The organism is Micromonospora sp. MH33 (assembly GCF_003013775.1).
Taxonomy (GTDB): domain Bacteria; phylum Actinomycetota; class Actinomycetes; order Mycobacteriales; family Micromonosporaceae; genus Micromonospora; species Micromonospora fulviviridis.
Genome location: NZ_MUYZ01000226.1, coordinates 1 through 11,716, shown reverse-complemented (window position 1 = coordinate 11,716; position 11,716 = coordinate 1). Strand labels below are relative to the sequence as shown.

The 11,716-nt window shown below is 72.6% G+C and carries 9 protein-coding genes and 1 pseudogene; 3 read left to right on the top strand and 7 right to left on the bottom strand.

What is annotated here, in order from left to right:
• The 4 genes from B0E53_RS26575 to B0E53_RS26560 form a co-directional block, all read right to left on the bottom strand.
• A partial coding sequence (locus B0E53_RS26575; protein ID WP_246835603.1) for an alcohol dehydrogenase catalytic domain-containing protein occupies nucleotides 1–1,161 on the bottom strand: 1,161 nt, incomplete at its 3' end.
• Nucleotides 1,162–1,318: 157 nt separating this feature from the next.
• Entirely contained in the window at nucleotides 1,319–2,080 is a 762-nt protein-coding gene (locus tag B0E53_RS26570; RefSeq protein WP_091310398.1) for a succinate dehydrogenase/fumarate reductase iron-sulfur subunit, read from the bottom strand.
• On the bottom strand, nucleotides 2,077–4,011 hold the full coding sequence (locus tag B0E53_RS26565; protein WP_107078532.1) for a fumarate reductase/succinate dehydrogenase flavoprotein subunit: 1,935 nt from the start codon (nucleotides 4,009–4,011) through the stop codon (nucleotides 2,077–2,079). Before B0E53_RS26565 ends, B0E53_RS26570 begins: the two co-directional genes overlap by 4 nt.
• Before the next feature lies 1 nt (nucleotide 4,012).
• On the bottom strand, nucleotides 4,013–4,744 hold the full coding sequence (locus tag B0E53_RS26560; protein WP_210406215.1) for a succinate dehydrogenase cytochrome b subunit: 732 nt from the start codon (nucleotides 4,742–4,744) through the stop codon (nucleotides 4,013–4,015).
• Nucleotides 4,745–4,773: 29 nt separating this feature from the next.
• Between B0E53_RS26560 and B0E53_RS26555 the strand changes: the two genes are divergently transcribed.
• Nucleotides 4,774–5,709, top strand: coding sequence for a LysR family transcriptional regulator (locus tag B0E53_RS26555; RefSeq protein ID WP_210406216.1), 936 nt, complete (start codon nucleotides 4,774–4,776; stop codon nucleotides 5,707–5,709).
• On the opposite strand, the gene hrpA is transcribed toward B0E53_RS26555, so the two are convergent.
• Entirely contained in the window at nucleotides 5,706–9,701 is a 3,996-nt protein-coding gene (gene hrpA, locus B0E53_RS26550) for an ATP-dependent RNA helicase HrpA (protein WP_107078530.1), read from the bottom strand. The two genes, B0E53_RS26555 and hrpA, sit on opposite strands and share 4 nt — an antisense overlap.
• 166 nt (nucleotides 9,702–9,867) lie before the next feature.
• Between hrpA and B0E53_RS26545 the strand changes: the two genes are divergently transcribed.
• Nucleotides 9,868–10,338, top strand: a complete 471-nt coding sequence (locus tag B0E53_RS26545) for a cytidine deaminase (protein WP_246835602.1) — start codon at nucleotides 9,868–9,870, stop codon at nucleotides 10,336–10,338.
• Nucleotides 10,339–10,363: 25 nt separating this feature from the next.
• On the top strand, nucleotides 10,364–11,026 hold the full coding sequence (locus B0E53_RS26540; protein ID WP_107078528.1) for a phytanoyl-CoA dioxygenase family protein: 663 nt from the start codon (nucleotides 10,364–10,366) through the stop codon (nucleotides 11,024–11,026).
• A gap of 19 nt (nucleotides 11,027–11,045) precedes the next feature.
• Here B0E53_RS26540 and B0E53_RS26535 read toward each other — a convergent pair whose 3' ends face one another.
• Nucleotides 11,046–11,405 carry a YciI family protein gene (locus B0E53_RS26535; protein ID WP_107078527.1) on the bottom strand — a complete coding sequence of 120 codons (360 nt, stop codon included), beginning with the start codon at nucleotides 11,403–11,405 and terminating at the stop codon, nucleotides 11,046–11,048.
• A gap of 18 nt (nucleotides 11,406–11,423) precedes the next feature.
• Nucleotides 11,424–11,716: pseudogene (locus tag B0E53_RS26530) on the bottom strand (MerR family transcriptional regulator); the annotation flags it as partial.

Here is an 11,716-nt window from a genome sequence, read left to right as displayed (position 1 = left end):
GCACGCACGGCTCAGCGCAGCCGGCGCAGCAGCGCCGAGCCGGCCGCCGCGGTGACGGCCAGGGTGGCCGGGGAGCGGGGCGCGAGGACCAGGCGGTCCCCCCGGCCGGCGAACTCCCGGGCCGCCGCCCGGCCGATCCCGCTGGTGGCACTGCCCCATGCGCAGCTGGACGCCCCGGTCGAACATCTCCACGAGCGGCATCGGGTCCTGCTCGCCGCCGTACACGCCGGGGACCGACACGGTGCCGCCGCGCCGGACCGCCTTGAGCGCGGCGTGCAGCACCGCGAGCCGGTCCACGCCGGCCTTGTCGGTCATGGTCTGCGCCAGCTTGTCGGGGAGCAGCCCGACGGCGGCCTGGGCGACCTTGCCCAGCGGCGCGCCGTGCGCCTCCATGCCGACCGCGTCGATCACCGCGTCCGGGCCGCGCCCGTCGACCAGGTCGATCAGCGCGCCGGGCACGTCGTCCAGTTCGCTGACGTCGAGCACCTCGACGCCGTGCCGGCGGGCCATCTCCAGCCGCTCCGGCACCAGGTCGAGCCCGATCACCCGGCCGGCGCCGAGGTGCCGCCCGATCCGGGCGCTGAACTGCCCGACCGGGCCGAGGCCGAACACGGCCAGGGTGCCGCCGGGCGGGGTGTCCGCGTACTTCACCGCCTGCCAGGCGGTGGGCAGGATGTCGGAGAGGTAGAGCCAGCGCTCGTCGGGGCCGGTCTCCGGGACCTTGATCGGGCCGAACTGGGCCTGGGGCACCCGCAGGTACTCGGCCTGCCCGCCCGGGACGGAGCCGTAGAGCGAGGTGTAGCCGAACAGCGCGGCGCCCTTGCCCTGGCTGGTCACCTGGGTGGTCTCGCACTGGGCGTAGAGCTGGCGGTCGCACATCCAGCACGAGCCGCAGGAGATGGTGAAGGGGACGACCACCCGGTCGCCGGGCCTGAGCCGGGTCACCCCGGGCCCGACCTCCTCGACGACGCCCATCGGCTCGTGGCCGAGGACGTCACCGGCCTCCAGGTACGGCCCGAGCACCTCGTACAGGTGCAGGTCGGATCCGCAGATCGCGGTCGAGGTGACCCGGATGATCGCATCGGTCGGCTCCTCGACCCGGGGGTCCGGTACGTCCTCGACGCGGACGTCCCGCTTGCCGTGCCAGGTCAGTGCCTTCATGCCGGAATGTCCCCTCTACGGTGCCGTCCATCGGACTGCTACCCGCGGGGGAGGGCTTGAACCCGGCCGCGGGGCGCCCCACGTACCCCCGGAAAAGGGCGACCGCCGCGCCCCGGGTGCGGGGCGCGGCGGTCGGGGTGGCTCGACGGCCGGGGGCTCAGGAGCCCGGGGTGCCGGCGCGCTTGGACGTCGCCTTCAGGTAGTCCCGGTTGAGCCGGCCGATGGTGTTCAGCGGGATGCCCTTCGGGCAGGCCGCCGCGCACTCGCCGATGTTGGTGCAGCCACCGAAGCCGGCCTCGTCGTGCGCGTCGACCATGCCGATCACCCGGGTGTACCGCTCCGGCTGGCCCTGCGGCAGCAGCGAGAGCTGGGTGATCTTGGCGGCGGTGAACAGCATGCCGGAGCCGTTCGGGCAGGCCGCCACGCAGGCGCCGCAGCCGATGCAGGCGGCCGAGGAGAAGGCGGCGTCCGCGTCCGCCTTGGCCACCGGCGTGGAGTGCGCCTCCGGGGCGCTGCCGGTCGGCGCGGTGATGTACCCACCGGCGGAGATGATCTTGTCGAAGGCGTTCCGGTCGACCACCAGGTCCTTGACCACCGGGAAGGCCCGGGCCCGCCACGGCTCGATGTCGATCGTGTCGCCGTCGGAGAACTGCCGCATGTGCAGCTGGCACGCGGTGGTGCCGCGCTGCGGACCGTGCGCCTCACCGTTGATCATGAGACTGCACATGCCGCAGATGCCCTCGCGGCAGTCGTGGTCGAACGCGACCGGCTCGTCGCCGTCGAGGATCAGCCGCTCGTTGAGCACGTCGAGCATCTCCAGGAAGGACATGTCCGGGGACACGTCCTGCACCTGGTAGGTCACCATCTGACCCTTGTCCTCGGGGCCCTTCTGGCGCCAGATGCGCAGGGTCAGGTTCACTTGTAGCTCCGCTGCGTGGGGTGAACGTATTCGAAGGTCAGGTCTTCCTTGTGCAGCACGGGAAGGCCGGTGCCGGTGTACTCCCAGGCCGCCACGTAGGAGAACCGGTCGTCGTCGCGCTGCGCCTCACCGTCGGGGGTCTGGTGCTCGGCCCGGAAGTGGCCGCCGCAGGACTCCTCGCGGTGCAGGGCGTCGATGCACATCAGCTCGGCCAGCTCGAAGAAGTCGGCCACCCGGCCGGCCTTCTCCAGCGACTGGTTGAGCCCCTCGCCGTCGCCCGGCACGCGGACCCGCTGCCAGAACTCGTCGCGCAGCGTGCGGATCTCGTCGATGGCCTTGCGCAGCCCGGCCTCGGAGCGCTCCATGCCGCAGTGCTCCCACATGATCTGGCCCAGCTCCCGGTGGAACGAGTCCACGGTCCGGTCGCCGTTGATGGCCAGCAGCCGCTGGAGCCGCTCCTCGACCTCGGTCCGCGCCGCCACCGCCTCGGGGTGGCTGGCGTCGACCTTCTCCAGCGGGCCCGAGGCCAGGTAGTTGGCGAGGGTGTTCGGCAGCACGAAGTAGCCGTCGGCCAGGCCCTGCATCAGCGCCGAGGCGCCGAGCCGGTTCGCGCCGTGGTCGGAGAAGTTCGCCTCGCCGATCACGAACAGGCCCGGGATGGTCGACTGGAGGTCGTAGTCGACCCAGAGGCCGCCCATCGTGTAGTGCACGGCGGGGTAGATCCGCATCGGGACCTCGTACGGGTCCTCGCCGGTGATCCGCTCGTACATCTCGAAGAGGTTGCCGTACTTCGCCTCGATGGCCTTGCGGCCGAGCCGGCTGATCGCGTCGGCGAAGTCGAGGTAGACGCCGAGCCCGCCCGGGCCGACGCCACGCCCCTCGTCGCAGACGTTCTTGGCGGCGCGGGAGGCGATGTCCCGGGGGACCAGGTTGCCGAAGGAGGGGTAGATCCGCTCCAGGTAGTAGTCCCGCTCGTCCTCGGGGATGTCCCGCGGGCTGCGGTCGTCGCCCTTGGCCTTGGGCACCCACACCCGGCCGTCGTTGCGCAGCGACTCGCTCATCAGGGTCAGCTTCGACTGGTGGTCGCCGGAGACCGGGATGCAGGTCGGGTGGATCTGCGTGTAGCAGGGGTTCGCGAAGTACGCGCCCTTGCGGTGCGCCCGCCAGGAGGCGGTGACGTTGCAGCCCTTGGCGTTGGTGGAGAGGTAGAAGACGTTGCCGTAGCCGCCGGAGGCGAGCACGACCGCGTCGGCCATCTCGGTGCTGATCTCGCCGGTCACCAGGTCGCGGACCACGATGCCGCGGGCCCGGCCGTCGACGACCACCAGCTCGAGCATCTCGTGCCGGGCGTTCATCTCCACGTTGCCCAGGCCGATCTGCCGCTCCAGCGCCTGGTACGCGCCGAGCAGCAGCTGCTGGCCCGTCTGGCCGCGGGCGTAGAAGGTGCGCTGCACCTGCGCGCCGCCGAACGAGCGGGTGTCGAGCAGGCCGCCGTACTCGCGGGCGAACGGGACGCCCTGGGCGACGCACTGGTCGATGATGTTGACCGAGACCTCGGCCAGCCGGTGCACGTTCGACTCCCGGGAGCGGAAGTCGCCGCCCTTGACGGTGTCGTAGAAGAGCCGGTGCACCGAGTCGCCGTCGTTGCGGTAGTTCTTGGCGGCGTTGATGCCGCCCTGCGCGGCGATCGAGTGGGCCCGGCGCGGGCTGTCCTGGTAGCAGTAGGACTTCACGTGGTAGCCCTGCTCGGCCAGGGTCGCCGCGGCCGAGCCGCCGGCCAGGCCGGTGCCCACCACGATCACGGTCAGCTTCCGTCGGTTGGCCGGGTTGACCAGCTTCATCTCGAACCGGTGGCGCTCCCAGCGGGTCTCGATGGGGCCGTCGGGAGCCTTGGTGTCGGCGATCGGGTCGCCGTTGGTGTAGAGATCCATGTCAGGCCACCAATCCGGTGAGTACGGCGAACGGGACCACCAGGTAGCCGGCGCAGAGCGCGACGGCGAAGACCAGGGCCGCGGCGCGCGCCCGGCGCTCGCCCTTGGGGGTCTGCTGGCCGAGGCTGCGGAACGCGCTGAAGGCGCCGTGCCGCAGGTGGAAGCCGAGCGTGACGATCGCCAGGGTGTAGAAGAGCGTGACGTACCAGCGGTCTGCCGCGAAGTCCTGGACCACGTTGCCGTACGGGTTGGCCGGGTCGCCCTGCGGGTTCAGGTGACCCGTGGTCAGGTCCAGGATGTGGTAGATCACGAAGAGCAGGATGATCACACCACCCCAGCGCATCGTGCGGGCCGCGTAGTTGACGTGGATCTTCCGGCGGTGGGCGTACGGCACCGGGCGGGCGGCCCGGGCGCGCGTCGCGAGCACGGTGGCCGAGACGATGTGCGCGAGCACGGCCACGGTGAGCACCGTGCGCTGGATCCACAGGTACCAGGTCGACGGCAGCAGCGGCGTCCCGATCTCGCGCAGCCAGTGCGCGTAGTGGTCGAACGAGGTCTCGCCCGTGAAGATCTTCAGGTTGCCGAGCATGTGCGCGATCAGGAACAGCACGAGGATGATGCCCGTCACCGCCATGACGGCCTTGAGGCCGACGTTCGAGCGGATGGGCGACCGAGTTTTCGTGATTACCACGTGACCGACGCTAGGAGCAGTTTGATCAGTCGTCCAATGCATCGACCTCGCAGTCTTGATAGCCATAAGCTATACAGATGCAGCTCCATCAGCTCCGGTACTTCGTCGCGGTCGCAGAAGTACGACATTTCACCCAAGCTGCCGATCTGGTGGGCATCACCCAGCCGTCCCTGAGTAAGCAAATTCACGCCCTGGAGACCGACCTGGGGGCCCCGCTCTTCGAACGGGTAAGGGGCAACATCGCCCTCACCACGGCCGGGGAGGTGCTGCTGCCGCTGGCCAAGCGGATCCTCGCCGACGTGGAGACCGCCACCCGGGAGGTGCAGGAGCTGGTCGGGCTGCGCCGGGGCCGGGTCCGGCTCGGCGCCACGCCCAGCCTGGCCACCTCGCTGGCGCCCCCGGTGCTGCGCCGGTTCCGCGACGCCCACCCCACCGTCGACCTGCGCGTCGAGGAGGGCGGCTCGCAGGACCTCGTCCGGGACCTGCTCCGCGGCGACCTCGACCTGGCGCTGATCATCGAGCCCTCGACCGGCACCGACCCGGGGCTGCGCGCCGACCCGATCCTGCGGGAGAGCCTGGTGGTCGCCTCGGTGGACCCGCTGCCGGCCGCCAGCGAGCGGGGCGAGGTGCGCATCACCGACCTGCGCGACCTGCCCCTGGTGATGTTCCGCGAGGGCTACGACCTGCGCGACGCGACCCTCCAGGCGTGCCGGGCGGCCGGCTTCGAACCGACCCTCTCGGTGGACGGCGGAGAGATGGACGCGGTGCTCAGCTTCGTCGAGGCCGGGCTCGGCGTCGCCCTGGTCCCCGGCATCGTGGTGGCCCGCCGGGCGGGCATCCGGGTCACCCGGCTCGTGCCACCTGGCGTCCGCCGGACCATCGCGGTGGCCCGCCGCCGCGACGTGGTGCCCACCCACGCCGGCCGCGAGCTGCGCCGCATCCTGCTGGAGTACGTCCACGACGCCACCGCCGCCGACCAGCTTCCCGCCGGGGTGGAACCCCTCTAGCGGCCCTCGGCCTCGTCCATGGCGCGGTAGATGCGTTGCTCCGACACGGGGTACGGGGTGCCGAGCGCCTGGGCGAAGACGTTCACCCGCAGCTCCTCGATCATCCAGCGGATCTGCCGGGCCGCCGTGGACTGCCGTTTCGCGGGCGGCAGCGCGGCGAGCAGGTCCTGGTACTCCTTCTGCACCACGGCGATCCGGTCCTGCTGCTGCTTGTCCCGCTGCGGGTTGCCGGGCAGCCGGTCCAGCCGCCGCTCGATCGCGGTCAGGTAGCGCAGCAGGTCGGGCAGGCGGGCGTACCCGGCCTCGGTGATGAAGCCCTTGTGCACCAGGCCGCCGAGCTGGTTGCGGATGTCGGCCAGGGCGGCCACCACGGCCAGGTTCCGGGTGGCGCCGAGCCGCTGCTCCACCGCGTACGCGGCGGCCAGCACCTGCCGGACCCGGCCCATCACCTCGACCACGGTGTCGACCAGGTCGGCACGGACCCGGTCGCACAGCGCCGCGAAGCCCTCGGCGTCCCAGGCCGGGCCGCCCGCGTCCGCCATCAGCTTGTCGATGGCCGCGCCCGCGGCGTCCTCGATCAGCGCCGGCACCCCGCCGTGCGGGTTGCGGGACAGCGCCAGCTTGGCCTCGTTGCTCAGCCGCCCCTGGAGGAACTTCGCCGGGGAGGGCACGGTCAGCCGGAGCAGCCGCCGGGTGCCGGCCCAGTGTGCGGCCTCCTGCTCGGCGGGGGAGTCGAACACCTTCACCCCGACGGTCGTGCCCTCGTCGACCAGGGCCGGGTACGCGGTCACCGCGTACCCCGCCCGGACCTGCTCGATGGTGCGCGGCAGGGAGCCGATGTCCCACCCGGTCAGCCCGGTCCGGGCCACGTCCGGCGCGGCGGCGGCGACGACCTGGCGCACCTCCTGGCGCAGCTCGCGTTGCAGGGCCGGCAGGTCCTTGCCCTCGGCGACCGGCTTGTCGTCCTCGCCGAGCACCCGGAAGGTGACCCGCAGGTGCGGCGGCAGCTTGCCCACCTCCCAGGCGTCCGGCGGCACGGTCACCCCGGTCATCCGGCGCAACTGCCGGGCGAGCGCGTCGAGCAGCGGCTCCTCGCCGGCCGGCATCTGCGCGAGCGCCGCGCGGGCGTAGTCGGGCACCGGCACGAAGTTGCGCCGGATCGGCTTCGGCAGCGACCGGATCAGCGCGATCACCAGTTCCTCGCGCAGGCCCGGCACCTGCCAGTCGAAGCTCTCCGCGGGCACCTGGTTGAGCAGCGGCAGCGGGATGTCCACGGTGACGCCGTCGGTCGGCGTGCCCGGGTCGAAGGTGTAGGTGAGCGGCAGGGCGACCCCGTCGGCCCGCCACTCGTTCGGGTAGTCGGTCTCGTCCACGCCGCCGCGCCCGGAGTTGATCAGCAGCTCGCGGGTGAAGGTCAGCAGCTCCGGCTGCTCCCGGCGGGTCTTCTTCCACCAGGTGTCGAAGTGCCGGCCGGAGACCACGTCGGCGGGGATCCGCTGGTCGTAGAAGTGGAAGATCGCCTCGTCGTCGACCAGGATGTCCCGCCGCCGGGCCCGGTTCTCCAGCTCCTCCACCTCGGTCAGCAGCCGCTGGTTGTCCCGCCAGAACTGGTGGTGGGTCTGCCAGTCGCCCTCCACCAGGGCGTGCCGGATGAACAGCTCGCGGCTCAACGCCGGGTCGATCCGGCCGAAATTGACCTTGCGGGAGGTGACGATCGGGATGCCGTACAGGGTGACCTTCTCGTAGGCCATCACGGCGGCCTGCTTCTTCTCCCAGTGCGGCTCGCTGTAGCTGCGCTTGACCAGGTGCTGGGCGAGCGGCTCGACCCACTCCGGCTCGACCCGGCCGGCCACCCGGCCCCAGAGCCGGGAGGTCTCCACCAACTCGGCGGCCATCACCCAGCGCGGCGGCTTCCGGAACAGCGCCGAGCCCGGGAAGATCGCGAACTTCGCCCCGCGCGCGCCCAGGTACTCGTGTTTCTGCGCGTCCTTCAGCCCGAGGTGGGAGAGCAGGCCGGGCAGCAGGGACTGGTGCACCTTCGGGGTGTCGATCTCCTCCGGCAGGTCCGCGCCGCCGCCGCGCCGGCCCTCACCCTTCTCCCCGGTACGCAGCACCTGGCGGAGCTGGCTGACGATGTCCTGCCACTCGCGTACCCGCAGGTAGTTCAGGTACTCGGCCTTGCACATCCGCCGGAACGCGCTGGAGGACAGCTCCCGCTGCTGCTCGCGCAGGTAGCGCCACAGGTTCAGGTACGCGACAAAGTCCGACTCCTTGTCGGCGAACCGGGCGTGCGCCTGGTCCGCCTGGGCCTGCTTGTCGGCGGGCCGCTCGCGCGGGTCCTGGATGGAGAGCGCGGCGGCGATCACCACCACCTCGGTGGCGCAGCCGTTGCGCTCGCCCTCCAGGACCATCCGGGCCAGCCGCGGGTCGACCGGGAGCTGGGCCAGCCGCCGGCCGAGCGGGGTGAGCCGCTTCGCCGGGTCGGTCTCGGCCGGGTCCAGCGCGCCCAGTTCGTGCAGCAGGTTCACGCCGTCGGTGACGTTGCGCCGGTCCGGCGGGTCGATGAACGGGAAGGCGCCGATGTCGCCCAGCCCGATCGAGGTCATCTGGAGGATGACCGAGGCCAGGTTGGTGCGCAGGATCTCCGGGTCGGTGAACTCGTGCCGGGAGGCGAAGTCCTGCTCGTCGTAGAGGCGGATGCAGATGCCGTCCGAGGTGCGCCCGCAGCGCCCCTTGCGCTGGTTGGCACTCGCCTGCGACACCGGCTCGATGGGCAGCCGCTGCACCTTGAGCCGGCTGGAGTAGCGGGAGATCCGGGCCGTGCCCGGGTCCACCACGTACTTGATGCCGGGGACGGTCAGCGAGGTCTCCGCGACGTTGGTGGCGAGCACCACCCGGCGCCCGGCGTGCGGGGCGAAGACCCGGTGCTGCTCGGCCGTGGAGAGCCGGGCGTAGAGCGGAAGGATCTCGGTGCCGAGCAGGCTGCGCCGCTTCTGCACGAGCTTGCCGAGCGCGTCGGCGGTGTCCCGGATCTCCCGCTCGCCGCTGAGGAAGACCAGGATGTCGCCGGGCCCCTCGGCGGCCAGTTCCTCGACCGCGTCGCCGATCGCCTGGATCTGGTCCCGGACGTTCTCCTCGTCGGCCTCGTCCTCCTCCTCGGCCTCGCTGACCTCGACCAGCGGCCGGTAGCGCACCTCCACGGGGTAGGTCCGCCCGGACACCTCGACGACGGGCGCGGGGTTGCCCTCGGCGTCGGCGAAGTGCTTCGCGAACCGGTCGGTCTCGATGGTCGCCGAGGTGATGACCACCTTGAGGTCGGGGCGGCGGGGCAGCAGCTGCCGCAGGTAGCCGAGGATGAAGTCGATGTTGAGGCTGCGCTCGTGCGCCTCGTCGATGATCAGCGTGTCGTACTGGCGCAGCATCCGGTCGGTCTGCAACTCGGCCAGCAGGATGCCGTCGGTCATCAGCTTGACCAGGCTGTTGTCGCCGACCTGGTCGGTGAAGCGCACCTTGTAGCCGACCACGTCGCCCAGCTCGGTGCCCAGCTCCTCGGCGATCCGGTCCGCCACCGTGCGCGCGGCGAGCCGCCGGGGCTGGGTGTGGCCGATCAGCCCGGTGACGCCGCGGCCCAGCTCCAGGCAGATCTTGGGCAGCTGGGTGGTCTTGCCGGACCCGGTCTCGCCGGCCACGATCACCACCTGGTGGTCGCGGATGGCGGCGGCGATGTCGTCCTTGCGCTCGCTGACCGGCAGCTGCGCCGGATAGGTGACCGCCGGCACGGCGGCCCGCCGGGCGGCCAGCCGCGCCTCGGCCCGGGCCAGGTCGGCCGCGATCTCGGCCAGCGCCGACTCCCGTCGCTGCGGATCGCGCAGCTTCCGTACCCCGTCCAGCCGGCGCTGGAGCCGGCGCTGGTCGCGGAACATCAGGGCGGAGAGGCGGCGGTGCAGGTCGCGGACGGTCTCGGGTACGGCGGGTGCGGCTGGATTCTGCATGTCGTCGCCAAGGATAGGCAGCCGCGCGGCGCAGCGCCCCCGGGTTACCGGGCGGCCGCCGCCGGCCGGGGTGGCCGCGGCCACCCCCCGCGCGCCCTCCCCGGTAGGGGCGGGTGGCCGGGCTAGAGTTTCCGCCGAGGCGAGGTCGACGACGGGACGGATGATCATGCGCGACACCGACCGGGCGCTGGTGCAGGCCGCGATGGCCGTCGTCAAGCTGCGCTGCCGCAGCGACAACCACACGGTCGCCGCGGCCGCGCGGACCACCGACGGCCGGGTCTTCACCGGCGTGAACGTCTACCACTTCACGGGCGGCCCGTGCGCCGAGGTGGTGGCGATCGGCGCTGCCGCCACCCAGGGCGCCGGCGAGCTGGAGACCATCGTGGCGGTGGGGGACCGGGGGCGGGGCGTCATCCCGCCCTGCGGCCGGTGCCGGCAGGTGCTCCTCGATTACTTCCCGTCGATCCGGGTGATCGTCGGCCCGCCGGAGGCGCTGCGCGCGGTCCCGGTGGCCGACCTGCTGCCGGAGACGTACGTCTGGTCGGACCACCAGGTGGAGGTCCCGGCCGGGCCGCCGCGCACCGGGGTGTGGCCCATGCCGGTGGTGCCGGGCAGCCGCCAGGCCGCCGAGGACTGAGGCCCGCGCCCGGCCCGACGGTGCGGTGGGGCGCGGACCCGAGCGGTGGTACGTCGAGATCCACCCCGAGCAGCTGCGCGGCTTCGTCGACCTGGTCACCCACCCGTGGGTGGTGTCGGTGTGCCGGGCGGTGCTCGGCCCCGACTACGAGATCGTCGAGCTGGGCTTCGACATCCCCTTCCCCGGCGCGGTGACCCAGCCGTGGCACCGGGACTTCCCGATGCCCGAGGAGACCCGCCTGCGGCGCCGGCTCACCTCGCTGGCGTTCAACCTGACCACCGTCGACACGGTGGAGGAGATGGGGCCGTTCGAGATCGCCCCGGGCACCCAGTGGGACGACGGCCGCGACTTCGACCACGAGATGTTCCCGTCCAAGGACCGGTACCCCCGCTACGAGGCCCGCGCGGTGCGCAAGTACCCGCGGCGCGGCGACATCTCGGCGCGTTCCGCGCTCACCATCCACCGGGGCACCCCGAACCTCAGCGACCTGGCCCGGCCCGTGCTGGTGCTCGGCGTCGACGCCCCGGGCGCGGGCAACGCCGCCCACCACGACATGGCGGTCACCCGCGGCTACTGGGCGGGCCTGCCCGACCTCGTCCGGGCCCACCTCCGCTGCCCCGTGGTCGACGCCCTCGTGCCGATCCGCCAGAAGCACACCATCGAGGGGCTGGTGATGGGCGCGGGGTGAGGCGGCCGGTGGCGGGCGGTCAGTCGCCGGTGGCGGCCTCCAGCATCGAGCGGGGCACCGGCACCTGCTCGAAGCGGACGTTGCCCTCCGGCACCATCCAGCTCAGCACCTGCGCGACCAGCCGCCCGGCGCGTACGGCGGGATCGTTGGCGTAGAGCTCGCGGGCCATCTGCGGGTCGACCGAGAGCACGGCGAAGCCGCGGATCCGCTCGTCGTCGCCGCCGAGGAACGGGCCGGCCGCGAGGACGGCGCCCTGCTCCACCAGCCCGGCCTGGTGCGCCAGGTGCGCGTCCTGGAGCCGGTCGAGGGCGTCCTGGGGCAGGTCGGGCGCGTCGTCCGGGCGGACCAGGAGCACCACCGTGTGCTGGTCGAATCGCATGCCCCCAGGGTAGGGGCGCTAGCCGGTGGCCCGGGCCCGCAGCGCACGGATCGACCAGTCGAGCACGGGCGTCAGGCTCTCCACCTGCGGCCAGCCGTTGACCACGGAGAGCAGGCACAGGTACCGCTCCCGCCGCGGGTCGTTGGCGGCCTCCAGCCGGTCCAGCAGCCGCCGGCGCAGGTCGGCGTCGTCGGGACGGCCGCAGAGCCGCGCGTACCGGCTCGTGGCCGCGGCGACCACCGGGTCGGCGCCGGGTGCGGTCGGGTCGACGCCGGCGGCCAGCGCCGGGGCGACCTCCGCCCGGACCACCG

Bases quoted from the DNA above. Each gene is read 5' to 3' on its own strand.
- B0E53_RS26565 (WP_107078532.1), bottom strand. From the start codon at position 4,011: ATGGATCTCTACACCAACGGCGACCCGATCGCCGACACCAAGGCTCCC.
- B0E53_RS26560 (WP_210406215.1), bottom strand. From the start codon at position 4,744: ATGCATTGGACGACTGATCAAACTGCTCCTAGCGTCGGTCACGTGGTA.
- hrpA (WP_107078530.1), bottom strand. From the start codon at position 9,701: ATGCAGAATCCAGCCGCACCCGCCGTACCCGAGACCGTCCGCGACCTG.
- B0E53_RS26545 (WP_246835602.1), top strand. From the start codon at position 9,868: ATGCGCGACACCGACCGGGCGCTGGTGCAGGCCGCGATGGCCGTCGTC.
- B0E53_RS26535 (WP_107078527.1), bottom strand. From the start codon at position 11,405: ATGCGATTCGACCAGCACACGGTGGTGCTCCTGGTCCGCCCGGACGAC.